Source organism: Natronosporangium hydrolyticum (assembly GCF_016925615.1).
In the GTDB taxonomy this organism is placed as follows: Bacteria; Actinomycetota; Actinomycetes; order Mycobacteriales; family Micromonosporaceae; genus Natronosporangium; species Natronosporangium hydrolyticum.
Genome location: NZ_CP070499.1, coordinates 4,218,954 through 4,242,605, shown reverse-complemented (window position 1 = coordinate 4,242,605; position 23,652 = coordinate 4,218,954). Strand labels below are relative to the sequence as shown.

Here is a 23,652-nt window from a genome sequence, read left to right as displayed (position 1 = left end):
GCGGTGAGCCGGCCGCTGCCAGCCGGCCGCCCAGGCAGCCACCGGAGGGAGTTCAGCATGGGCACGATATTGATGATCGGTACCGGTAAGGGTCTGTTTCTGGCCCGCAGCGACGATGACCGGCGGTCGTGGCAGGTGACCGGCCCGCACTATGCCATGACCGCGGTGTACGCGGTGGCGATCGACCGGCGCCGGTCGGTGCCGCGGCTGCTCGCCGGGGTCACCAGCTCACACTTCGGGCCTACGGTGGCGACCAGTGACGACCTCGGCGGGAGCTGGCACGAGCCGGCGCAGGCGCCGGTAGCGTTCCCGGCCGATACCGGGGTGGCCCTGGAGCGGGTCTGGCAGATCGCGCCCGGTCCGGCGAGCAGACCGGAGCGGGTCTACATCGGCACCCAACCGTCGGCGTTGTTCGTCTCGGACGACGGCGGCGTCTCCTACGAGCTGGTCCGGTCGCTGTGGGACCATCCGCACCGGCCACAGTGGGAGGCTGGCTTCGGTGGGCAGGCCATCCACACGGTGCTGCCGCGGCCGGACGATCCGGCCACCGTGCTGGTGGCGATGTCCACCGGCGGGGTCTACCGGAGCACCGACGGCGGCGGCTCGTGGGCTCCCGGCAACACCGGCATCAGGGCCGACTTCTTGCCGGATCCCTGGCCGGAGTTCGGGCAGTGTGTGCACAAGGTCGCGCGCGACGCCGACGACCCGCACCGGCTCTACGCACAGGTTCACCACGGCGTGTATAGGTCCGACGACGACGGCCAGAGCTGGGTGTCGATCGCGGCGGGGCTGCCGAGCGACTTCGGGTTCCCGATGGTCGCCCACCCGCGGACGGCTGGCGTGGTGTGGAATTTCCCGCTCACCGCCGACAGCCACCGGTTCCCGCCCGACGCAAAATGCCGGGTCTTCCGTTCCCGTGATGCCGGCGGCAGCTGGGAACCGCTCACCGCCGGGCTGCCGACCGAGCCGTTCTATCCGTCGGTGCTGCGGGACGCGATGAGCGTCGACGACGAGGATCCGGCCGGAGTCTACTTTGGCACCCGGTCCGGCGAGGTCTACGCCAGCCGGGACGAGGGCGACAGTTGGTCACAGGTGGTCGCCCACCTGCCGGAGGTGCTCTGTGTCCGGGCGGCCCGGCTGTGAGCGTCCAGGTGCTGGTCCCCGGTCCGCTGCGCGCGGAGGTGGGTGGCGCCGCCCGGTTGGAGGTGACGGCGGCGGGGACGCTGCGGTCGGTCCTGGCCGAGCTGGATCAGCGCTGGCCGCGGCTGGGCCGGCGGATCCGGGACGAATCAGGGGCGATTCGCCGATACGTCAATGTCTTCGTCGACGGCGAAGACGTCCGGCGACTGTCCGGCCTGGACACCCCGGTCGGGGCCGCCGCAGAGGTGCAGATTCTACCCAGCGTCGCTGGTGGGTGACCCGATGGTGTTGGTCGTCGGCCGGTCGCCGTAGGCACGGCCGGGGACCTTGGGCAGTATGGGGGGATGGCTGTCAACTCTTTCATGGTCCCGCTCGGTAGCCCCGCCCCCGACTTCACGCTTCCACGCGCCGACGGCGCCGGGGAGGTGAGCCTCAAGGAGATCACCGAGGCGCCCGCGCTGCTGGTCGCCTTCCTGTGCAACCACTGCCCCTATGTGCAACACATCGAGACCGCGTTCGGCGAGTTCACCCGCGAGTACGCGGCCCGCGGGCTGGCGACGGTGGCGATCTGCGCCAACGACGCGCTCACCTACCCCGACGACGAGCCAGCGCAGCTGGTAGCCCAGGCCCGCCGGGCCGGCTTCGAGTTCCCTTACCTGGTCGACGAGGCGCAGGAGGTAGCGCTCGCGTACCACGCGGCCTGCACGCCGGACTTCTTCCTGTACGACGCGCGGCGCCAGCTCGCCTATCGTGGCCAGTTCGACGAGAGTCGGCCCCGCTCGGGGGAGGCTCCGACCGGGGCGGCGCTGCGCGCGGCGGTTGATCATGTGCTCGCCGATTCGCCGGTGCCGGAGCCGCATCACCCGAGCGTGGGCTGCGGCATCAAGTGGCGGCCGGGCGTGGAGCCCACGGGCTGACCCGGGCGCTACCGCCCCACCCGGCGCGGGGCGGTGGCCGGCGCCGGTGGCTCCGCTGCGGCTGTCAAGCTCTGGACGATCAGCTCCCCGGGCATCGGCCGCCCGAACAGGAAGCCTTGCACCAGTCGGCAGCGGAGCGCCCGCAGCTGTTCCAGCTGGTCCAGCGTCTCGACGCCCTCGGCGATCGCCTGCAGTTGCAGCGACTCGACGAGTTGCAGCACCGCCCGGGTGAACGCCCATCCTTGGCCATCCGGGGTGGCTTGGGGCGGGTGTTGCACGAACGACCGGTCCAGCTTGACGATGTCGACGGGCAGCCGGGCGACGTAGGCCAGCGACGAGTACCCGGTTCCGAAGTCGTCGATCGCCACGCGTACCCCGTGCTCCCGGAGCCGGTCGAGCTGGCGCAGGGTGTCGCTGTTGGCGGCGGTGGCCACCAGGCTGCTCTCAGTGACCTCGACGATCAGCCCGTTGCCGGGTAGGCCCGCCTCCCGGAGGGCGCTGAGCACCAGGTCGGCGAAGTCGGGGTCGGTGAGCTGTTGGGGGGAGACGTTCACCGCCAACCCGACTGCGTGCTGGTCGTACCAGGGCCGGGCGTCCAGGCAGGCTTGTCGCAACACCCAGGCCCCCAACGGGCGGATGAGCCCGGTCTCCTCCGCCACCGGGATGAACTCCGCCGGTGACACCGCCGGGCGGTCCGGCGGTTGCCACCGGGCCAGCGCCTCCACCGCCGCCACCTGCCCGGTCTCGGTGTCCACCACCGGCTGGTAGTGGACCGCGAACTCGTCCTCGGCCAGCGCCCGCCGCAGGCCGGCGCTGAGCCGGCTGACGTTGCGCTGCGCGGTGCGCAGCTCCGGCCGGAACTGGACCACCCGGTCGCGACCGGCGGCTTTCGCCGCCGAGAGCGCGACATCGGCGTCGCGCAGCGCGTTGGCGGCGCTGGTGCGAGGGATAGTCGGTTCGGCGATGAGCAGCCCGACGCTGGTGCTGAGCGCCAGCTCCTGACCGTCGATCCGGTACGGCTGCCGGAGCGCGCGCCGAAGCTGGTCGGCCAATTGCCGGGCCTGGCTGGGGGAGGTCTCCTCCACGAGGACCGCGAATTCGTCACCCCCCAGCCGGGCGAGAGTGCTGCCGGCCGGAGTGATCGCGAGGAGCTGGTGCGAGATCTCGACAAGTAGTTCGTCACCGGCGGGGTGACCGAGGGTGTCGTTGACGTCTTTGAACCGGTCCAGGTCGAGCAGGATCAGCGCCTGGGTGCCGGCCCCGGTCCGGTGCAGCGCCCACTCCAATCGTTCGGTCACCATGAGTCGGTTCGCCAGCCCGGTGAGCGGGTCGTGCAGCGCCTGGTGGCGTAGCTGTTGCTGCAACTCCTGTTGGTCCGCCACGGCCTGCGCCAGATCCTCCGATCGTCTGGCGAGCTCCGCGGCCCGCCGTTGGGCCATGTCCGCGGTGATCCCTAGTCGGCCGACCAGCAGGAGCAGCAGGCCGGCGGCGGCGACCAGCGGCATCGTGACGCCGACCGCGTCGACCTCGCTCGCCTGCCGCACCTCGATGATCACCGCTACCGGGGCCACCACCGCGAAGATCGCCAGCACCGCCATCCGCCGTTTGGAGACCGCGTCGTCGCCGGGGTTTGGCCGTGGCCGGGTGTGGCGGAGCGAGGGGTGCAGCAGCGCGGCGCCGAGTAACAGGTAAGAGATGACCGACAGCGGGCGGGTCAGCGGTCCGACCTGCAAGGAGCCGCTGGTCAGGGCTGGCACGAGCAGGGTCACCGTGGCTGCGACCCGGGTGAGCATGCCCAGCAGCAGCAGGCCCAGCGCCGGGTTGGGCACGCCGACGCTGAGCAGTAGCCGGACCACCATCGCCAGCAGCAGCAGCGCGCCGAGCGGCAGGCTGATCGCGACCAGCAGAGCGAACGAGCCCGGCGGCACCACCGGCCGGATCACCAGGGCGAAGAGCACCAGGAAGGTGGCGAGCCCGATGGTGACCGCGTCGAGCAGGTCGGTTTTGGTGCCGCGGCCGCCGAGTCGGGCGAGCAGCGCCAGGCCGGCCACGTAGAGGGGTAGCTGAGCTGCGGCGAGGGCCGCGTAGCTCCACTCTTCGGGCTGAAAGTCGCCGGTCTGCGCGGTGCTGACGAATCCGGCGCCGGTGGCGAGTAGTCCGGCGACCGAGCCGGCCACCACCAGCCACCAGCCGGCCTTTACCACCGGTCGGTGCAGCAGGACACCGATGACCATCGCCGCGACCGCAGCCGCTCCGGCTAGCAGCCGGGCGCCGCTGGATAGCAGCGGCGGTCCGTCGACCGACAGCACGATGGCCGCGGCCGCGAGCCCGCCGGCCAGCACCAGGTAAGTCGCGAAGATCCGGTGGGGCGTCAGCCACCGTGCTCGGTCGGCGCCCGCGGTGGTGGCGTCGGCGGTCGTGATTCGGAGGTCTGCTGGTCTGGTCACCGCTGCCTCGGAGAATTGGGAGACACCCCCCTTAGTCAATCATGCTTTGCGGCTTTTGCCAGTCCCGAGTAGCTAGCAATATTTGTCCCTGTATGCCGGTTTCGGGAGTGTGGCAAGGATATTTGTCCGATTTCGGACCGCGGCGGTGGGTGTCCCGTGCCGGCTCCCCGGGGCGGTGGTTGCAACTTAACCGTTTCAGTGGTTTAGTGAGGGCGGTACCGCACCTCTGGAGCCAGGGCTGTCGATGCGGACGGCGAGCAGCCGACCGCCACCTGTCACTCTGCTCAATAGTGAGGTAGGAAATGAAGAAACGACTCGCCACGGCGGCGGCCACGCTGGTCGGCCTGGTCGCCTCCCTGGTTGTGGTAGCCACGGTGTCGAATCCGGCGCAGGCCCAGCAGGGCGGCTTCCAGGTCAGTGGTGATCAGCTACTGGACGCGAACGGCAACCCCTTCGTCTTCCGGGGGAGCAGCCTCCCGCACGTCTGGTTCCCCCACGAGCCACAGATGTTCGCCGACGCCGCCGGTCTGGGCGTCAACTCGGCCCGAGTGGTGCTCGGCAGCGGGCAACATGCCGGCGGCTGGGGTCCGAACTCGCCCTCGGACGTCGCCGACGTGGTCGCCGAGTGCAAGCAGCTTGAGATCGTCTGCATGCTGGAGGTGCACGACGCCACCGGCTACGGGGACGACGCCGACGCAGTGTCAATCATGGATATTGTCGATGGTTACTGGGCCGACCCGGCGCTGCGGGACGTCCTGGCCGGAGAAGAAGCCTATGTCCTGATCAACATCGCCAATGAGCCCCGCGGCAACAACAACACGCAGGCGTGGGTCGGGGAGACGGTCGAGGCGATCGAGACCATGCGGGATCTCGGCTACGAGCACACGCTGGTGGTCGATGCGCCAAACTGGGGGCAGGACTGGGAGTTCATCATGCGGGACAACGCCCCGCAGGTGGCGGCGGCCGATCCGCACGGCAACACCGTCTTCTCCATCCACATGTACGAGGTGTTCAGCTCGCCGAGCAACGTCATCGACTACTTCGACGCCTTCGCGCAGATGGACCTGCCGCTGGTGGTCGGCGAGTTCGGGCACCACCACTACGGTCAGGATGTCGCTTGGCAGACCATCATGTCCGAGGCGCAGGCCCGGGGGATCGGCTGGATCGCCTGGTCGTGGAGCGGCAACTACGAGGGCGCGGCCTACCTCGACCAGGTGAACAACTTCGACGCCGGCAGCCTCACCGAGTGGGGTGAGAACGTCTTCCTGAGCCAGCACGGGATCGCGCAGACGGCCGAGTGCGCCACGGTCTTCCCGACCTGCGGCGGCACCACCCCACCAACCACGCCGCCGACCACGCCGCCGACGACCCCACCAACCACCCCGCCGACCACGCCGCCGCCCGCGGGTGACTGCGCGGTGGCCTATGAGGCCAACAACTGGGGTGGCAGCCCTGGCTACACCGCCAATGTCACCATCACCAACAACAGCAGCAGCACCATCAACGGCTGGAGCCTGACCTACGACTACTCCGCCGGCCAGACCGTCGAACCACCCGGCTGGAACGCCACCGTCAGCCAGTCCGGCAGCAGCGTCACCGCTGCCAACGCCGGCTGGAACGGCACCCTGGCCCCCGGCCAGTCCACCTCCTTCGGGTACAACGCCGCCGCCGCCAGCGCCGGCAACAACCCCGCCCCGGGCGGGTTCGCCCTCAACGGCACGACCTGCACCACCTGACCCAGGAGCTAGGGCGCCCCGGTTCCGGACCGGATCCGGGGCGCGCTGCTGGCGCGGACCCACACCGCCAGCTCAGACTCGGCTGATCGGCACACAGTTGCCGGTGGTGTAGCCACCGTCCACTGCGGGCACCAGGTGGTGCCACTGGTCGGCGATCCGGGCACAGATCTTCGGGTGCTCACCGACCACCCCGGCGACCTGGTCGGCGCTGAGGGTAGCGGGGCTGGTCTCGTCGGTCATCCACAGTAGGCCAGGGGCCTCGGTGTTGGTCGCCATGGCCTCGTCGGAGGGATCGACGCCGTCCCCGCCGTACAGGTGGACGTGGTATCCGTCCCCGACGCTGGGGGCGCCACCCGCCCACTGCACCTCGAACTCGACGATGAGCTGACCATCGGTCACTGTGGCGGCGGACAGGCAAACCCACCGTTCGTTGCGTTTGATCTCGTCGGTGCACTGCTCGTCGGGCGGCACGGTGCTGGCCGAGGGCGATGCGGTAGGGCCGGTGTCGCCCGCCTCGACCAGGTCGGGGCGCTCGGAGGTATCGCCGCGGGTCATGCCGTACGAGACTCCGCCAGCGAGGAGCACGACGGCCAGCACCGCCGCGGCGACCAGCCACGGCAGCCGGCGGCGGGAGGAGGCTGGCGGCGGCCCGTCCGGCGTCGCCGGCGCGGCCACGGCGCGTCCCACCGCCGCGGTGGCGCTCGGCGGGGTCATGCTTCTGGCCGAGGCGCGAGGCGGCACGGCAGACCCTGTCGGCGCCGGGTCGGACCGGGGAGCCGACGCGGTGTCGGAGGCCGTGACGGTGTCGGACGCTGTGACCGGGCCGGGGGCCGTGATGGCGTCGGCCCCGTCCCCGACCAGCCAGGCCGACCCGAGCGCGATCGCGTGCTTGGGGTGCGCGTCGATCGCCACCGGCCGGCCCAGCTCGGCGCTGACCAGCTGCGCCACCAGCGGCATCCGGGAAGACCCACCGACTAGGAGCACTGCGTGCAGCTGCGCTGGGTCCACCTCGGCCGAGCGCAGCGCCCGCCGGAGGGCCGCGATCGTCTCGCTCAACGCCGGGCGCACCATTGCTTCCAGCTCGGCGCGAGTCAGCCGTACCTCGGTCGCGATGTTGGGCAGCAGCACCGAGATGGTGACGTCGGTGTCGGAGGAGAGCGCCTCCTTCGCCGCCACACACTCCTCCCGTAGCCGGGCCGCCGCGGCGATCGAAGCTGGATCATCCTCGTCCAGCTCGGCCAGTTTGCCGCCGAGCGCCTGGCTCACGTGGTGGAATACCGCCGCGTCGAAATCGATCCCGCCCATCCGCTCGATCCCTTCGGGCTGGCCGAGGATGGTGAACCCGTGCGGGGTCTTGCGCAGGACGGCGGCGTCGAAGGTGCCACCTCCGAGGTCGTACACCGCCACCACCGAGTCCGGGTCGACGCGCTGCTGGTGGGCGTAGAAGACCGCCGCCGCCACCGGCTCGGTGGTGAGGGTCACCGGCTGCTCGATGTTGGCCAGCCGGACCGCCTGCTGCAGCAGGTCGGTCTTGTACGGGCCCCAGTTCGCCGGATGCGAGATGCAGATCGCGTCGGGTTGGCCGCCCTCGCGCTGTGCCACCTCCCCAATCACCGACTGCAGCAGCCGGCTCATCAGCGTCTCCGCCGAGTACGGTGCGCCACCGAGCAGGATCGGTGTGGTGTCCCCGAGCCGGCGTTTGAATTCCCGCGCCATCCGGTGCGGCTCGGTGAGGCCGCGCCGGTTCGCCGACTCGCCGGTGAGGATCGTCTCGTCGTCCCGCAGCAGCACCACTGAGGGGATCGCCGCTGCCCTGCTGCCGAGCTCCGCGATCTCGACGCGGCCGTCGCGGCAGATCGCCGCCGCCGTGAAGGTGGTTCCGAGGTCGATGCCGAGTGCGTACATCACAACTGCTCCGTGGTCGTGGGGGGAGGGGGTAGTTGCCCACGCTGTCGGTGGCGCAGGTACGGGGGGTGGGGGGCGATCCGTCAGTTAGGGGGCGTGCCCGGGAAGTCCCCCTGTCCGGTGCCGGTGGTGCCGTTCCTACAGTGGGAACATGGCACCGGCGCGCCCCCTGCGTGAGATCTTCGAAGGGCTGACCGGCGTCGGCGAGGTCGACGCCGACGCCGATTCGGTGCTGCGCGCCAGCGGTCACGCCGATCTGCCGGAGGAGCTCCTCGCCGAGGCGATTGGAAGCTATGCCGACACCGCCCGGGTCGAGGTGGCTGAGCTGCTGGCGCCGGTCGTCATGGCCCACCGCGGGATGGGCGCCGACGGTGACGTGGCAGCGGGCCCGGGAGCCGCGCTGGAGTTGCTCGCCGCCGCTCCGCCGGCCGGGCTCGACGAGGTCGAGGTCGAGGGCGGGGCGGAACTCGACCCCGCCGCGCCGCCGCCCGGCGACTTCGGCGCCAGCCCGGCCGAGGGCACCGTTGATATTGCCTTCGGCCAGGGCGGGGACACGGCCTTCGGCCAGGGCGAAAGCGCACCGCTCGGGCTCTCCGAGCCGGCCGCCGGAGCCGAACCCGCGTCGACGATAGCCGAGCAACCGTCGCTGGCCGCGCCGCCGCCGGCCGACGCATGGGGGCTGGCTGAGCCGCCGGGGGAGCCCGAAACCGATCTCGACCCCACCCACGACCCGACCCACGACCCCACCCTCGGCCTCGACCATCTCGACAGCCTCGACCATCTCGACGGCCTCAACGGCGGGGGCTGAGCCGGTCACCGGGCACTCCGAAGCTCGGCGAGAACGCCCTCGCAAGAGCGCACCGCCACCCGGGCGGCGAGGGCGAGTTCGTGCCCGGTCAGCGGGTTCTCGGCCCGCCGTTGCCAACGCTCGAGCGCGTCGGCGGCGGCCCGGGTGAGGTCGTCGCGGCCGGCGTCGGCCGGCAGCTGCAGCCGGCTGTGGTGGGAGTTGCCGGCGCCGCCGATGAGCCGTTCCAGCTCCTCGATCACCTCCGGCTTGCCGGCGACCCAACCGGCCCGGACTGCGGAGAGCACCCGCAACTCCCGGAACGGGTGGGCGGAGGAGACGATCTCCTCCACCTCGGCCGCCACCGCCTCGCTGCCGCCGACCGGCTGGGCCCGGGTCAACGTGTCGAGCGCGAGCAGCGCGGAGCGGCTCTTGAGCACCTCCCGGCGTTCGGTGAACAGGGTGGCGAGGACCTCCCGTAGCTCCGCTATGCCGCTGCGGTCAGCCAACTCCCGGGCCAGCTCGGTGGCGTTCGACGCGACCCCGTGCCGTAGCTGGGTGGTCGCTAGCCGGACTCCGAACATGCCGAACCGGATCAGCAGCGCCTCCCGCTCCAGGTCGGTCAGGCCCAGCTCGGGTCGGGTCCGCAGGAACCGGTCGGCGGAGAGCAGCAGCTGCTCCGCCTCGCTGACGGGCAGGTCGGCGACCCGGCGCAGCTGCCCCACCTCGGATTCGGTGAGCGTCGCCGCGGTCTCGGCGAGCAGCCCTGCCACCGGCACCACCGTCTGCACCAACCGGCGTACGCTCCGGTCGGTGGCGAGCCGGGCGGCGACCCGGCGGGCGGACGCCATCGCGTCCAGCCGGCCGACGCCGATCTCATCGGCCCGGGACAGCACGCCGATCGCGTTGACCGGGTTGGGGGCGGAGACCTCGGTGTCGTGGAAGGCCCGCAGGAAGTCGATGTCGTTGCCGTGAAGGTGGCGCATGAGGTAAAGGACCGCATCGGCGGGGGTCTCTTCGTCCTCGGCGGTGAGCAGGTCCCACGTCCGGTTCGCCACCTGTTCAGAGAGCGATCCGATGCCGGGCGTGTCGATCAAGGTGGTGGTGCGCAGCGCCCGCGACGGCCAGGTCAGCTCCAGCCGGTGGATCTGCTCCGGGGGGAGCCCGGCGAGGTCTATCTCGATCGCGCCCTCCTCGCGTTGGAACCGCAGCTGGCGAGGCTCCCCGGCGGTGGGGTGGGCGAGGACCCGGTAGGTGTGGCCGTCCTGATACCAGGTGACGATGCGGGTGCATTCGCCGGCGTCGGTGGGCGCCAGCCGGTCCCGCACCAGCGCGTTGAGCAGCGTGGACTTGCCGGCCTTGATCCGCCCGGCCACCGCCACCCGCAGCGGCTCGTCGAGCCGGTCGCGCAACCCGGCCAGGCGGCTGCGGATCTCGGGGTCGCGATAGACGCCCAGTGCCCGCTCCAGCGTCGCCCGGGTCCGCGTCAGCAAGCTCGGGGAGGTTGGTGCACCGGGTTGGCTCATGCCGGCAGCACCGCCGCGGCGTGCTCGCGCAGTTGACGCAGCCGGTCCAGCTCGGCCGCCAGGTCGCGGAGCCGCCCTTCCCGCTCCGCCGAGGTCTGCTTCGCCGCCGCTGAGGCGGCGGCGAGCGCTTCGGTGTTGGAGCGGGACAGCTCGTCGGCCAGTGCACTGTAGTGGTCCCGCAGCTGGCGCTGGATCCGCCGCAAGGTGTCCCGGGAGTCCTTGTTCATCACGAAACTGACCTCGTCGCAGTAGCGGCGTACGGCGTTGCGGGCTTGGGTCTGCCGGGCCGCCCGCTGGCGCTTCTTCTCGTCCCGCAGGCCCTTGCGCCCCATTACCAGCCCGATGCCCAAGCCGATCGGGCCGAGTGAGATGCCGCTCATGGCGCCCAGCATCACAAACATCAGTGCTCCGCCGTACGCGCTCTTGAGCGCCACCATGGCCTGCTTGCCGAGCTTCATCTTCTCGAGCTCGATCTTGTGCTCGACCTGGGCGGTGGCGAGCAACGGGACCGGGTTGGCGATCGCCACCTGGCGGAGTACTTCGCCCGCGGCCTCCCGGAAGTGTTCGCTCACCTCCTCGCTCAACCAGGTCGCCCGGTCGCGCAGCAGCTTGTAGTTGGCGAGCAGCTCGTGCGAGACCCGGGCCTGTAGCCAGCGCTCGGTCTCGTCCCAGGTGTCGGCGGGGTCGATCGCCTCGATAGCGTCGTCGGCTTCTTCGATGACGCGCCGGATCCGGGCACGCAGGTCGTGATCGATGTCCGCGGTGAGGTCGGCGACGCCGTCGGAGAGGGTCTGGTTCCACTTCGCCGCAGCGGTCTTGACCGCCTCCACTCGCTGCTTGACCGCGGTGAGCTCGTCCACCACCTGGGCGGCGGCCGCGGGGTCGGCGAGCGCGGCGCGTTCGGCCTCGAACTGACTCTCGATCTGCTCGCAGACCTCGACCACCGATACCGCGGCCTGGGCCGCGATCCGATTCGCCGCGCCACCGCTGACCCGTTGCGTGAGGAACCGCACCAGCTCCGGGAAGCCGGATTCGGTGTTCAGCTCCTTGTCGTTGGCGGCGACGGCCCGCAGCCGCAGTGTGGACGAGACCGGAATGATCGGTAGGTCCAGGTGGTCGCGTAGGTGCTCGGTGTCCAGATCGCGAATCTTGCGCCACTGTGGATATAAGTCGGTCTTTGTCAGTACGCATATCACCGTGCCGCACATCTGCCTGGCCTGGTGCAGGAAGTCCAGCTCGCTGCGGGTGAGTTCCTGTGCGGCGTCGGTGACGAACACGAGGGCGTCGGCCATAGAGGCGGCGGCTACGCTGGCGGCCGCGTGGAGCGACCCCAGCCCACCGACTCCCGGAGTGTCCACCATCACCAGACCGGAGGAGAGTAGTTGGCGGGGTAGGCGGACCTCCACCCCCGCGACCCCCTCGGCGGTGTCGTCGGCCTGGTCCTCCAGCACCACCTGCCGGACCTGCTCCATGGGGATCGGCTCCCGCTGGGGTGGATCGCCGTGGCGAAGCAGCTGCGCCGCCGGTTCTGCCCCAAATCGGATATGCGTCGGGATCGCGGTGGCGACATCGTCGTCGACCGGGCAGACGTTCGCCCCGACCAGGGCGTTGACCAGTGAACTCTTGCCCTGTTTGAACTCTCCCACCACGACGACGTGCACCACCGGATCGGCGAGTGTGCCCCGGGTCGCGGTCAGCCGGGTGGCGAGGTCGGCGCGACCGTACGCCTCGGCCGCGCGCAGTCCGAGGTCGACGACCTCGATCGCCCGTGGTAACGCGCCGTCAGCAGGCGCGGCGGTGCCGGTCATCCTCGCCTCTCCGGTCACGGGGTGGGTACGGCGGCGGGCCAGCGGGGATCCGCTGGCCCGCCGTTGGTACAGGTTACGCGCCGGGTGTGTCGGCCTCGGCCGCTGCCTCGGTCACCGGCGCCGGGGGCTCGACCGACTCGACTGATTCGACCAACTCGCCCAGGCTGCCCGAGTCCTCCACGTCCAGAGAATCGGCCGCGTTGAAGGAGTCGTTAGTAGATTGATCGTTGAACGAGTCCTGGGCGGAACGGGCGTCGCCGCCGGCCGCCACGGACGAGTCGGCGATGTCCGAGTCGGTGACGTTCTGCTGGCTGCCCCCACCGAAGTTGATGTTGATGGGCCCCGCCGCCCCACCGGCGCCGCCGCTGGCGTCGCCACCGGTGCCGGCGGCGTCGGCGGCGACGCCGCCTCCCGCGGCGCTGCCGCCGACGGCTGTGCCCCCGGAGCCACCGTCACCACCGTCCCCGCCGGACCCGCTGCCGCTGCCGCCGCCGCGGAGGCCGACGCTGGTGCCGACCCCGGCGCCGACGCCGACACCGCCGGCCGCGCCATTCCCGCCATCGGCGCTGGCATCGCCGCCGACGCCGCCGTCCCCGCCGGACCCGGCCGCGTTACCGCCGGTGCCGCTGGCGTTGCCGCCCGCCCCGCCCCCGGTGTCGATGTCGAACTGGGCGGCCTGGTTGCCGTCCCCGACCACCGCCCGGTCGACGTCTCCACCGGCCAGAACGCCCGAGTTGGAGCCGGTGTTGGCCGGTCCGTCGATGTCGCCGCCGGCCGTGACCGCGTTGTCGCCGGTGTTTCCGACGACATCGCCGAAGGTAGAGCTGCCGGCGAAGGCCCCCTCGCTGGTAGCCCCGACCACGTCTGCGCCGCCGGCGCCGATGACCGACTGGTCGCCGGCCGTGATCCGGTCGCCGTCGCCCTGGTCAGCCACCGCCCCGTCGCCGGTGGCGGCGTTGACGTCGCCATCGCCGATGGCGCCGACGTTGCCCTCCCCGACCTGGCTGACATTGTCGACATCGACGTCGATGTCGCCGAGGACTGGACCGTCCACCTGCACATCCACGGAATTGTCGATATTGGTCGAGTTGTCGGTGATGGTAGTTGACTGGTCCTGGTGGAAGTTTTGGGTGACCGTGGTGACCTGCTCCACGGTCTCCGGCGGCGGGACGTAGCCGTTGCTGACGCCACCGCCACCGCCACCGCCACCGCCACCACCACCGCCGCCACCACCGCCGGTCATGGCACCGCCGCCGCCCGTACCCCCGCCACTGCCCGCACCGGGCCCCGGGTAAGCAGTCTGGTAGACGACCTGGTCGACATCGACGTTGGCGAACATGTCTGGCTCGATCCCATGGGCGGCGAAGGCTCCTTCCGGGTCGGCGAGGAACTTGGCGGCCTCCTCCTCGCTGCCGAATACCTTCTCGTACAAAGCCTTGACTTTCTCCATGATCAGCGGCGTTACCTCAACGTCGGCCATAGCGTCTCCTAGAGTCGGGCCCGGCCCCGGCGGTCGGACGTACCAAGGTTGCACCCCGCGCGGGATGGTCCGCATCGGGGCTTCCCCCATGCCACACCCGCGCCGCTAGGGGGTGGCGCGTGCGCAGCCGGCCGGTCTACCCACGGCGATCACGACTCCGCTGGTAGCAGGCCCTGCAACGCCGCCACCAACTCAGCCCGGCTGGTCGCGCCGAGCTTGTTGCGGATCCGGGCCACGTGATGTTCGACCGTCTTGGGGGAGAGATAAAGCTGCGCCCCGATTTCACGATGGGTGCGTCCAGCAAGGACCAGGCGCGCCACCGCCAGCTCCCGGTCGGACAGCCCACCGCGGGGTGCCTGCTCGGCGCCGGCCGGCGGGGCGGTGAACTCCCGTGCCCGCTCCAGCAGCCGGCGCGCGGCCGAAGCGTCGGTGGTACGGATCGCGGCGTGTCCGACCATCCGGGACGCCTCCCACGGCAGCTCGGCCATGGCCAGCTCCGCCGCGTCCGCCAGGACCGCCTCCGGGTCCACATCGCCGGCGAGCGCGGCGGCCCACCGGCTGGCTGCCCGGCACTGGGCGAGCTGCCGGGCACCGTCGGGAGCGAGGGCGCCCAGCTGGCGGGCGGCGGCGGTAGCCGCCGCGGCGTCCTCGCCGACGATCGCCACCTGCAGCCGGAGCCACCCGAGCGCCACCGCCCACGCCACCGGCCGGCCAAGCCGGTCGATGATCGCGTCGAGTTCTTCGAGGACCGGCGCGATCCGCTGGTGCTGCCGCAGCCTGGCGGCGGCGACCAGCAGCTCTTCGAGCACCTCCAGTTGGAACAGGTCCACCGCCTGCCGGGCCAGGACCGGATCCGCGGCGGACCACGCCGCGCGAAGCTGGGCGATATCTCCGCTGCGCCGGGCAATGCCCGCCCGCAGACCCGCGACCAGCAGCCGTTCCCGGCCGGGGAGCGGGGCGTCGGTGAGGCGGTTTAGTTCGGCGACGGCGGTGTCGAAGCGGCCGGCCCGCAGCCGGACCCAACCCAACAGGGTACGGTGCCGATTCCGGGCCACCGGCCCACCGGCTCCGCTGGCGAGCGCCCGGTCGAGCAGGTGCTCGGCGGACGCGGTGTCGCCCGCGGTCACCGCGACCAGCGCGCCGAGCGCGTGGGGCGGGTCCGGGACCGCGACCGTCGGCGGGGCCTGCTCGAAGCCTTCGGCCGCCTCGATCAGCAGCGGCAGGGCCACGGCGGGTTTCCCGACCGTCAGCGCCCCCTCGGCGAGCCGCCGCAGCGGCAGCGGCGCTCGGCCGGCAGCTGCGGTACGGGCGCGATCCGGGGCACCGATGGCCATCAGCGACGGGACGGCCAGGACCGGGCCCGGCTCGCCAGCATCGCACAGCGCCTCCGCAGCGCGCCTGGCACGGCCGTCGAAGGCGGCCGCCGCACCGGCCACCAGGGCGAGCCGAGCGGCGTCCGCTGGTGCCGCGATCGGACTGTCCAGGTCGACCGGCAGGCCAAGCAGCGCAGCCGCCTCGGCCCGGCCGACCCCCACCAGGGCCGGATCGGCGCCCGCGTTGAGCGCCTCGTCGTACCAGGACAGGGCGGTGCCGGGGTCGGCGAAGCGCAGCAGGTCCGCCGCGCGCCGGTAGACGTCGGCCGCCGCCGGGGTCCGTACCCGGGCGGCGCGCAGTTGACCGGCGGCGTGCACCGGGTCCGCGCCCGTGTTCAACAGGGCGGTCGCCACCGTCTCGTGCAGCCGGCGTCGCTGGGTGGGAGGCAGGTCGGCGAGCACCGCGCGGGCGACCGCCGGGATCATCCGCTCGCCATCGGGCGTCAGCATGCCGGCGTCCCGCAGCGACCGCACGGCGGCCGCCGCTGACGTGGGCTCGAGGCCCGCGGCGGCGCCGAGGACCTCATCGGCCAGGTCGAGCTCGAGCGCGAGGATCCCGGCGAGGTCCGCCTCGCTCTTGCCGAGCCGGGCGAGCCGCCGCTGTACCCGGGCGACCAGCGTCGGCGGCGTCTCGTCAGGTGCGTCCGCGATCGCCGCGGCCACGGCGGCGAGGCCGGCCGAGGCCGCGTGGACCGCCGACACCTGCTCGGGGGTTGCCGGCGCTCCGGTTACCGCGGCCACCAGCTCGGCGAGCTCGTCCGGGTCGAGCGGGCCGAGCTGCTCGACCGGGCCCTGGCCGGCCACCACCTCGTCGAGATCGGCCAGCTCGGGTCCGCTGATCGTGGGGCGGCGTGCGATCACCATCCCGACGCCGCCGCGGGCGGCGGCAGCCAAGGTCCGCAGGGTTGCCGGGGCCAGCTGGTGGGCGTCGTCGACGACCACCAGCGCACCGTCGGAGTGGGCTCGGGCGAGCCGGGTGGCGAGATCCGCACCGGCGTCGGGGGCCACCTGCAGCACCGGCGACCCGGCGGCCCCGACGAGCTCGCCGAGCCGGCGAGTGCGTCCGGAGCCATCGACTCCTATTACGACCGTCACCCGCGCCAGCTCCTTCCGTTCGCGCAGGGCGTTACCCCCAGCGAGCGGACTCTAGCGCGCCGACGTCGTCCCCGACATCGGCCCGCGCGCCGATCTGCCGATGCCGGCCGGGTGAAGCGCCTCGGGTCTTCGTCAGCTGGCGGACGCAGTCAGCTGTGGCGGCGCGGTCAGCTGTGGCGGCGCAGGAGTTCGGCCACCGCGCTCAGGTCGCGGTCGCCGAGCCCCTCAGCGACCGCCGCTTCGACCACTGCCCGAGTGGCAGCGGTCAGCTCCATCCGGGCGCCGGACTCCGCGGCCAGCGTCTGGATCAGGTCGAGGTCCTTGGCGACCAGGTCCAGCGAGAAGGCCACCGGGGCCTGGTCCGGGTGCAGAAACGACTCCTGCTTGTATTGGACGTACGGGGCCGCCGCCGCACTGTTGGCGAAGACTTCGTAGGCGGCAGCCCTCGCCACCCCGGCCTTCTCGGCGAGCACCAACGCTTCGGCGAGCACCTGGTTGAGCCCGTGCACGATCGAGTTGACCGCCAGCTTCATGGTCGCCCCGGCTCCCAGATCCCCGAGGTGGAAGATCTTCTTGGCGAAGGTCTCCAGGGCCGGCCGGGCCCGGTCCAGCGCCGCCGGGTCCCCGGCGGCCAGCACGGTGAGCTGGCCCTGCTGCACGGTGGCGACGCTGCCGGAGACCGGGGCGTCGACCAGGATCCCGCCCTGGTCGGTGACCAACGGGGCCAGGGCCCGGACCGTGGCCGGGGCGAGGGTGCTCATCTCCAGCACCACCGTGCCCGGTCGTACCCCGGCGGCGACCCCGGCGTCCCCCCGGTACGCGGCGGTGACCGCCGCGTCGTCGGCGAGCGAGACCAGAACGACGTCGGCGGAGTGGGCGGCGGCTGCTGCCGTGTCGTAGACCGTCGCGGGGCCGGCCAACTCCGCCGCGACCCGATCGGCCTTCGCTCGGGTGCGGTTGAACAGCGCCACCGGAAATCCGGCGTCGGTGAGGCGGCCGGCCATCGCCGCCCCCATCCGGCCGGTGCCGATCAGCGCTACCCGGGTCCGGTCGGCCCCGGTCATCGCCAACCCCCGTCGACTACCAGGTCGACCCCGTTGACCGAGGGGTTCTCCAGCAGAAACCGGGTGGCGGCCACGACGTCGGCCATGGTGGCGAGTTGACCGGTGAGCGTGCCGGCCCGGAACGTCTCCAGCACCTGGGCTGGTTTGTCGGCCCAGAACGGACTGTCGCCGACGATGCCGGGATGGATCGAGTTGACGCGGACCGGCGCCAGCTCCACCGACAAGGTGCGGACCATCCCGGTCACCCCGCCGTTGACGGTGGAGACCATTGTCGATCCCGGGTAGGGCCGGAGCCGCGCCTGCCCGCCGAAGACCACGATCGAGGCCGGATCGGCGAGCCGGGACCGGAGGGCGTGCACCACTTCGATGTAACCGACCAGCTTCTGGGTGGCGAGCTGCACCGCCTGGGTTACGTCGTAGTCGGCGACGGAGTTGACACCCCGGTCGATGCCGGACAGGACCAGGGAGGTCACCGCGCCCACTTCAGCCAGGGCGGCGTCGATCTGGCCGGGAACGGTCAGGTCGAGGCCGATGCCGCGGACATCGCCGCCGATCTCGGCGGCGACCATCGCGGCGCGGCCGGGGTCCCGGCCGGAGAGCACCACGGGCCGGCCCGCAGCCGCATAGTGGCGGGCGATCTCGTAGCCGAGGCCACTGGTGCCGCCGATGACGACGACCGCTCCGGTGATCATGGTTACTGCTCCTTCACGTTGTCGGTCAGATAGTCCCAGTCCCGCCGGAACCGGTAGGAGTGCCGCGCCGGAGGTTGCGGCGCCTGGGTCTCCAACCACCGCAGCGGTCCGTCGGTCAGGTTGCGGAAGCTGTGTACGCAGCCGACTCCGGCGAACGCGACGTCGCCCGGCCCGAGTTCGTAGGCGGTGCCGTCGAAGGTGCCCTCGGCACGACCCTCTAGGAAGAGATAGGTCTCCTCGAATGGGTGATCATGCGGCCCGGCGACTCCGGCCGGGTCGTAGTGGACCATGAACATGGTGGTCAGGTCGGCGCCCAGGTCCGAGTCGACCATCATCTTGACCGAGATGCCGCTGTAGACCAGCAGCGCGGTGCGCATGCTCGCCGACACCGCCAGCCGTTCCTGGGACTGCTGCCTGACGTCCATGTTCGCGGCTTCGATGTGGCCGTAGCGGCGGGTCCGGGGATCTCGCGGGTCGACCGGCGCGGCGGCGGTCGCGGGCAGCTCGGGCACCGGGGTCGAGTCGCCGCCGTGCCGGGCCCGGGGCTGCGGGGCGAGCATCTGCGCCCACCGGGCCGGCGCGGCGGACTCGTTACGCCAGCTATACGGCACCCCGACCGGGATCAGCCCGTAGTCCCCGGGGCGGAGCCGGGTCGCGCCCTCGCCGGTCTGCAGCACCACCTCGCCGTCGAGCAGGAAGATGCTCTGCTCGTAGGCGGCGACCCGGCTCGCCACCGTGCCGCCGGCCGCGAGCCGGCACACATCGAATCCGGTGTGCACCGCGCCCGGCGTGGCGTCGTCGATGACCGGCCACCGCTCGAACCCGGTGCTGGGCCCGGTCAGCGGCTCCGGCGGTTGGAAGCGGGCGTCGGCCGCCCGGGCCACCAGGTGACGGGATGCCATCAAGGTCTCCTCACAGGCTGGGGAGCTGGAAGCCGGAGGCGGAGACCACATGGTCGCGGGACGCCTCGGCGAGGGCGGTGACCCGGGTGAGGTCCACATCGAGGAGTTGGCCGTGCCGTTTCCGCGGTTGGCCGGCGACGAAGACCGAGTCGACATTGCTGGTGTCCATGCCCATCACCACCGCGCCGATCGGATCGTTGACCGGCAGCACGTTGATCAGGTCGGTGCGGAGCAGGATCACGTCGGCCTGTTTGCCTACGCTCAGGCTGCCGGTGCGGTGCTCCAATCCGTTCGCCCGCGCACCCTCCAGAGTGGCCCAGCGTAGTACGTCCCGGGTGGTGACGGCGTCCGGGACGGCCTCCTCGCCGGCCAGCTGCCGGTCGAAGACCAGCGCGTGCTGCAACGCCATAGCGCTCTGCATCTGGGTGAACATGTCCGCCGGGACGTTGGTCTCCACGTCGACGCTGAGGCTGGGGGCCAGGCCCCGATCCAGGAATCGTTGCGTGGGCACCATGCCGTGGCCCATCAACATCTCGACCGGCACCGCCAACGAGATCGTCCCCCCGGTGTCGACGATCATCTGCACCTCGTCGTCGTTGAGGGTGGTGCAGTGGATGTAGGTGGTGTCCGGCCCCAGCAGCCCGGCCCGGCCGGCCTCGCCGAGTTTGTCGTGCTTGCCGAACGAGCCGACCCCGACATGGACGGTGATCCGGGCGCCGACCTCCCGGGCCAGGTCCCAGTGGGCCTTTGTCACCTCCGGCGGGGTGAACTCGGGCCCGTGTGGGGCCAGCGCCAGGGTCAGCAGTTGATCGTCGCTGTTGAAGTGTTCGTTCGCCACCCGGGTGAACCAGGCCGGCTGCTCCGGGTCCCACTCGCCGTGCCACGGGAAACCATAAGCGAAGACCGACCGGATCCCGGACTCACGTAGGGCGCTGATCGCCGCGTCGGCGTGCTCGGGTGAGGTCAGGTTGTGCGACCAGTCCAGCACGGTGGTGATCCCGGCGTTGATCGCGCCGAGCGCGCTGACCAGGTTGCCGGCGTAGATGTCCGCCGGCCGGTAGGCGGGCGCCAGGGTGCCGAGCACGAAGGCGAGGTAGCTGGTGTCCCCCTCAAGCGGCACATCGGTTCCGATGTTGCGGAGGATGCCTTCCCAAAGGTGTCGATGGGTGTCGATGAAGCCGGGCATCACGACCATGCCGGTGGCGTCGACCACCTCGGCGTCGGTCACCTCGAGCTGTGGGCCGACCGCGGCGATGCGGGTGTCCTCAATCAGGACATCGCCGGTCCGGAAGTTGCCGAGCGTCGGGTCTACCGTGACGACGGTGCCGCCGCGGATCAAAATCTTGCTCATGGCGGGTCTCCTCTGGCGGGGCGGTGCGGCGGGTCTAGTAGGCGGCGAGCCGGCGCACCGCGTCGACGACTCTGGCCACGGTGGGTATCACCTCGTCCTCCAGCCGATCGGCGAAGGGGAGCGGGACGCACTCGGCCGCCACCCGGCGGATCGGAGCGTCGAGCAGTTCGAACCCCTCATCGGCGGCGATGCCGGCGATGGTGCCGCCCCAGCCGCCCTGGTACGGGTTCTCCTCCACGGTCATGAGCCGGGAGGTGCGCTGGAGCGAGTCGAGCACGGTTCGCATGTCCAGCGGGATCAGGCAACGCAGGTCGATCACCTCGACCGAGATTCCCTCGGCGGCGAGCTGGTCGGCGGCGGCGAGCGCGGTAGGCACGGTGGCGGCGAGCGCCACCAGGGTCAGATCGTCACCGGAGCGGGCGATCCGGGCTTCACCGAGCGGCACCACATGGTCGGCCGGGGCGGGCTCGCCGCGGCTGGCGAACAGCCCTTTGTGTTCGAAGAAGACGACCGGGTCGTCGCTGCGGACGGCGGCGGCCATGAGCCCCACCACGTCCGCCGGGGTCGCCGGTGCGGCGATCTTCAGCCCGGGCACCGCGAAGGCCCAGTTCTCGACCGCCTGCGAGTGCTGGGCGCCGAAGCCGAGCCCGCCCCCGTTGGCGGTACGGATGACCAGCGGCACGGTGACCTGGCCGCCGGTCATGTAGCGGACCTTCGGAATCTCGTTGGCGACATGGTCCCAGCAGCAGGCCAGGAAGTCGGAGAACATGATCTCGGCGACCGGGCGAAGGCCGGTCATCGCCGCGCCCATCGCGGTGCCGACGATCGCCTGTTCGGAGATCGGGGTGTCCCAGACCCGCCGCGCACCGAACTCCTGGAACAGCCCGACCGAGGTTTTGAAGACGCCTTCGGCGGCGCCGATGTCCTCGCCCAGACACACCACCGAGGGGTCCCGACGCATCTCGCGGGCGATCCCGTCGGCGACCGCGTCCCGATAGGTGACCAGCTCGGCTACGTCCGCCATGTCGCGCTCCCGTCGGCCCAGACATCGGTGAAGGCGGTGGCCGGGTCAGGCTCCGGCGCGGCTTTGGCGGCCGCGACCGCGTCGCGTACCAATTGCTCGGCGTGCTGGTCGGCGGCGGCGAGTCGGTCGTCGGCCACACCCCGGGCGGAGAGCTGAGACCTGGCCTGTACCAGCGGGTCCCGGGCCAGCCACTCGGCGACCTCGGCCTCCGGCCGGTACTTAGCCGGATCGGTACGGCTGTGCCCGTAGTGCCGGTAGGTGCGGGCCTCCAGAATGGTCGGCCCTTCGCCGGCCCGGGCGCGTTCGGCCGCCTGCCGCACCGCGTCGTAGACGACCGACACGTCGTTGCCGTCGATGACGTGGCCCGGGAGCTGGTACGCGGCGGCGCGGTCGGCGGCGGGGTTCGGCACCGCGGTGACGGCGCCGATCGGGGTGTACTCCATGTAGAGGTTGTTCTCGCAGATGAAGAGCACCGGTAGCCGCCAGACCGCGGCCAGGTTGAGCGCCTCGTGGAAGGTGCCGATGTTGGTGGCGCCGTCGCCGAAGAAGGCGACCGCCAGCTGCCCGGTGCCGCGCAGCATCGCCGACCATGCCGCCCCGGTGGCCATCGGCAGGTGGGCGCCGACGATCGCGTACGAGCCGAGCATCTGCCGGTCGGCCTTGGTGAGGTGCATCGACCCGCCCTTGGCGGCGCAGACGCCGGTGGCCTTCTGCATCAGCTCGGCGAGGCACTCCTCCGGCGTGGCGCCGCGGGCGATGGCGTGGTGATGGCCGCGGTAGGTCGCGAATACGTAGTCGTCGTCCCGCAACGCGGCGCTGGCGCCGACCGCGACCGCCTCATGGCCGGCGGCGAGGTGAGTCGTACCCTTGACCAGCCCGGCGAGGAAGAGATCCTGGGCGGCCTTCTCGGTCCGCCGGATCACCGCCATCTGCTGGTAAAGCTCGAGCAGCCGATCGTCGGTGAGCGCTGGGGTCGGTGTGGTGGCGGTGGTCACGACGAGGGCCCTTCCTCGGCCGCGAGGTCGCCGCGGCCGGCGGCAGTGTTCAAATGGGACTGCGACTCCCGGCGGTGGTCGAGCGGGCCGTCCACCGTGTAGTAACGCTGGCCGGCGACGAGGAGCTCCTCGGCCGGGAACTTGGTGATCACCTCACAGCCGTCGGCGGTGACCACCACCTCTTCCTCGATCCGGGCGGCCGACCAGCCGTCCGCGGCCGGCCAGTAGGTCTCCAGCGCGAAGACCATCCCCTCCTCGAGCGTCTCCGGGTGGTCCAGTGACACCAGCCGGCTGAAGATGGGTTTCTCCCAGATCGAAAGCCCAACCCCGTGTCCGTACTGGAGGGCGAAGGCCGCCTCTTCATTGGGGAAGCCGAACTCCTCCGCGCGGGGCCAGACCGAGACGATGTCGGCGGTGGTTGCACCGGGCTTGACCAACGCGATCGCCTGGTCCATGTATTCGCGGCAGCGGATGTACGCGTCGCGTTGGGCGCGGGAGGCGCTGCCGACCGCGAAACAGCGGTAGTAGCAGGTACGGTAGCCCAGATGACTGTGGAGGATGTCGAAGAAGGCTGGGTCGCCAGGGCGTAGCAGCCGGTCACTGTAGACATGTGGGTGCGGGGCGCAGCGTTCGCCGGAGATGGCGTTGACCCCCTCCACGTACTCGCTGCCGAGGTCGTAGAGCACCTTGCTGACCAGGCCGACGCACTCGTTCTCCCGGACGCCGGGCCGCAGGAAGCGGTACAGCTCCTCGTAGGCGGCATCGACCATGGAGCACGCCTGGGTGAGTAGTGCGATCTCGTCGGAGGTTTTGATCTTTCGGGCGGCGAGGAAGACCTGCTGGCCGTCGGTGACCCGGAGCCCTTTGGCCTGCAGCGCGGCGAGGATCGGCAGCTCGATCAGGTCTACTCCGAGCGGCTCACCGGTGAGCCCGTGTTCGGCCAGCACCTCATAGACCTTGTTCGCCACGTCTTCGGCGATGCCGGCGTCGGGGTGAAAGGCCCCCCGCAGGGTGGAGATGCCGGCGCGGGCGCGCTCGGTGCCGTCGAGCCACGGGTTGAAGAGCTGGTGGTGTCGGGCGGCCGAGCCGAAGTCCCAGAGCACGGGCTCGCCACCGCGGGGGAGGACCGCGAACCGGATCAGCTTGTCCATCGCCCAGGTGCCGATGTGGGTAGCGGTCAGGTATCGGATGTTCGAGAAGTCGAAGGTCAGCAGCGCGCCCAGTTCGGAGCCGGCTAGGGTCTGCTGGAGCCGGGTCAGCCGCTCTGTTCGGAGCCGACCGAGGTCGACCCGTTCCTCCCAATCCACGGCGTTCTGTCCGTATGTCCGGATCGCCATCGCCGCCCCCTCACCGGGAAATCGCAGGTAGCGGGAGTGCCTGATACTTGCGTCACCATAGAACCCGGCTGAATAT

At 71.4% G+C, this 23,652-nt stretch carries 18 protein-coding genes; 5 read left to right on the top strand and 13 right to left on the bottom strand.

The features are described 5' to 3' along the window. The first annotated feature begins 57 nt into the window (after positions 1-57). The 3 genes from JQS43_RS19010 (at position 58) to JQS43_RS19000 (ending at position 2,057) form a co-directional block, all read left to right on the top strand. Positions 58-1,143, top strand: a complete 1,086-nt coding sequence (locus JQS43_RS19010) for a WD40/YVTN/BNR-like repeat-containing protein (protein WP_239675737.1) — start codon at positions 58-60, stop codon at positions 1,141-1,143. Beyond that, positions 1,140-1,418: a MoaD/ThiS family protein gene (locus tag JQS43_RS19005; protein ID WP_239675736.1), complete on the top strand. Its 279-nt coding sequence runs from the start codon at positions 1,140-1,142 to the stop codon at positions 1,416-1,418. Before JQS43_RS19010 ends, JQS43_RS19005 begins: the two co-directional genes overlap by 4 nt. Positions 1,419-1,484: 66 nt before the next feature. Beyond that, complete coding sequence (locus tag JQS43_RS19000) at positions 1,485-2,057, top strand: thioredoxin family protein (protein WP_239675735.1); 573 nt, start codon at positions 1,485-1,487, stop codon at positions 2,055-2,057. An 8-nt stretch (positions 2,058-2,065) separates the two neighbouring features. Here JQS43_RS19000 and JQS43_RS18995 read toward each other — a convergent pair whose 3' ends face one another. Next, the gene (locus JQS43_RS18995; protein ID WP_239675734.1) at positions 2,066-4,504 is read right to left on the bottom strand and encodes a putative bifunctional diguanylate cyclase/phosphodiesterase; all 2,439 of its coding nucleotides are present in this window, start codon (positions 4,502-4,504) and stop codon (positions 2,066-2,068) included. A gap of 302 nt (positions 4,505-4,806) precedes the next feature. Here JQS43_RS18995 and JQS43_RS18990 point away from each other — a divergent pair, with 302 nt between their 5' ends. Further along, on the top strand, positions 4,807-6,240 hold the full coding sequence (locus JQS43_RS18990; protein ID WP_239675733.1) for a cellulase family glycosylhydrolase: 1,434 nt from the start codon (positions 4,807-4,809) through the stop codon (positions 6,238-6,240). Positions 6,241-6,312: 72 nt separating this feature from the next. On the opposite strand, the gene JQS43_RS18985 is transcribed toward JQS43_RS18990, so the two are convergent. Then, the gene (locus JQS43_RS18985) at positions 6,313-8,145 is read right to left on the bottom strand and encodes an Hsp70 family protein (RefSeq protein WP_239679497.1); all 1,833 of its coding nucleotides are present in this window, start codon (positions 8,143-8,145) and stop codon (positions 6,313-6,315) included. Positions 8,146-8,296: 151 nt separating this feature from the next. On the opposite strand from JQS43_RS18985, the gene JQS43_RS18980 reads away from it, so the two are divergent. Next, positions 8,297-8,953, top strand: coding sequence for a hypothetical protein (locus tag JQS43_RS18980; protein WP_239675732.1), 657 nt, complete (start codon positions 8,297-8,299; stop codon positions 8,951-8,953). A 5-nt stretch (positions 8,954-8,958) separates the two neighbouring features. Here the strand turns inward: JQS43_RS18980 and JQS43_RS18975 are convergent, their stop codons facing one another. The 11 genes from JQS43_RS18975 to JQS43_RS18920 form a co-directional block, all read right to left on the bottom strand. After that, complete coding sequence (locus JQS43_RS18975; RefSeq protein WP_338037130.1) at positions 8,959-10,455, bottom strand: dynamin family protein; 1,497 nt, start codon at positions 10,453-10,455, stop codon at positions 8,959-8,961. Beyond that, positions 10,452-12,263 (bottom strand): dynamin family protein, encoded by a 1,812-nt coding sequence (locus JQS43_RS18970; protein ID WP_239675730.1) that lies wholly within the window; start codon positions 12,261-12,263, stop codon positions 10,452-10,454. The genes JQS43_RS18975 and JQS43_RS18970 overlap by 4 nt, the downstream gene beginning before the upstream one ends. Before the next feature lie 73 nt (positions 12,264-12,336). Continuing rightward, positions 12,337-13,743 carry a hypothetical protein gene (locus tag JQS43_RS18965; RefSeq protein WP_275580924.1) on the bottom strand — a complete coding sequence of 469 codons (1,407 nt, stop codon included), beginning with the start codon at positions 13,741-13,743 and terminating at the stop codon, positions 12,337-12,339. A gap of 149 nt (positions 13,744-13,892) precedes the next feature. After that, a complete protein-coding gene (locus JQS43_RS18955; protein ID WP_239675728.1) occupies positions 13,893-16,211 on the bottom strand; it encodes a LuxR C-terminal-related transcriptional regulator in 2,319 nt (772 codons plus the stop codon). A 167-nt stretch (positions 16,212-16,378) separates the two neighbouring features. After that, positions 16,379-17,275 (bottom strand): NAD(P)-dependent oxidoreductase, encoded by an 897-nt coding sequence (locus tag JQS43_RS18950; RefSeq protein ID WP_239675727.1) that lies wholly within the window; start codon positions 17,273-17,275, stop codon positions 16,379-16,381. Then, positions 17,272-17,967 (bottom strand): SDR family NAD(P)-dependent oxidoreductase, encoded by a 696-nt coding sequence (locus JQS43_RS18945; RefSeq protein ID WP_239675726.1) that lies wholly within the window; start codon positions 17,965-17,967, stop codon positions 17,272-17,274. The genes JQS43_RS18950 and JQS43_RS18945 overlap by 4 nt, the downstream gene beginning before the upstream one ends. Positions 17,968-17,969: 2 nt before the next feature. After that, positions 17,970-18,869: a cupin domain-containing protein gene (locus JQS43_RS18940; protein WP_239675725.1), complete on the bottom strand. Its 900-nt coding sequence runs from the start codon at positions 18,867-18,869 to the stop codon at positions 17,970-17,972. Between the two features lie 10 nt (positions 18,870-18,879). Further along, positions 18,880-20,220 (bottom strand): amidohydrolase family protein, encoded by a 1,341-nt coding sequence (locus JQS43_RS18935; protein ID WP_239675724.1) that lies wholly within the window; start codon positions 20,218-20,220, stop codon positions 18,880-18,882. Positions 20,221-20,254: 34 nt separating this feature from the next. Continuing rightward, a complete protein-coding gene (locus JQS43_RS18930; RefSeq protein ID WP_239675723.1) occupies positions 20,255-21,244 on the bottom strand; it encodes an alpha-ketoacid dehydrogenase subunit beta in 990 nt (329 codons plus the stop codon). Beyond that, complete coding sequence (locus JQS43_RS18925) at positions 21,232-22,239, bottom strand: thiamine pyrophosphate-dependent dehydrogenase E1 component subunit alpha (protein WP_239675722.1); 1,008 nt, start codon at positions 22,237-22,239, stop codon at positions 21,232-21,234. Before JQS43_RS18925 ends, JQS43_RS18930 begins: the two co-directional genes overlap by 13 nt. Next, a complete protein-coding gene (locus tag JQS43_RS18920; protein WP_239675721.1) occupies positions 22,236-23,576 on the bottom strand; it encodes a M24 family metallopeptidase in 1,341 nt (446 codons plus the stop codon). The genes JQS43_RS18925 and JQS43_RS18920 overlap by 4 nt, the downstream gene beginning before the upstream one ends. Positions 23,577-23,652 lie beyond the last annotated feature (76 nt).